The 497-nt window shown below is 70.0% G+C and carries 1 protein-coding gene; it reads right to left on the bottom strand.

The annotated features are described in order from the left end of the window. Nucleotides 1-497: SigE family RNA polymerase sigma factor (locus tag JGS39_RS40140; RefSeq protein ID WP_219574673.1), on the bottom strand; the 497-nt coding region annotated here is incomplete at both ends.

Here is a 497-nt window from a genome sequence, read left to right as displayed (position 1 = left end):
CCTCACGCAGCCGGCGGAGCGACCGCCAGATGCTGGACTTCACCGTGCCGACACTGATGTCGAGGATGGACGCGATCTCCGGGTCCGTGCGGCCCTCGTAGTAGCGCAGGACCAGCATCGTGCGCTGCGTCTCGGGCAGCCGCGCCAGCGCCTGCCAGAGCACGGCGCGCAGCTCCGTACCGCGCATCGCGTCCGTGTCGCCCGCCGTCTCCGGCAGCTCCTCGGTCGGGTATTCGTTCAGCTTGCGCCTGCGCCAGGCACTGATGTGCAGATTGGTCATGGTGCGGCGCAGATAACCGCCGACCGCCGCCTTGTCACTGATCCGGTCCCATGCCCGGTACGTCGAGAAGAGGGCGCTCTGCAGCAGATCCTCGGCCTCGAACCGGTCGCCGGTCAGGTGGTAGGCGGTGGCGTACAGGGAGGCGCGGCGCTCCCGGACGTAGGCCGTGAACGCCACTTCGGCGTCCTCGGTCTGCGCCGGGGCCTTCCGCTCCCCC

Origin of the sequence: Streptomyces poriferorum (genome assembly GCF_019399235.1) — a bacterium.
Lineage (GTDB): Bacteria > Actinomycetota > Actinomycetes > Streptomycetales > Streptomycetaceae > Streptomyces > Streptomyces poriferorum.
This window is presented reverse-complemented; position numbering and strand designations above follow the sequence as displayed.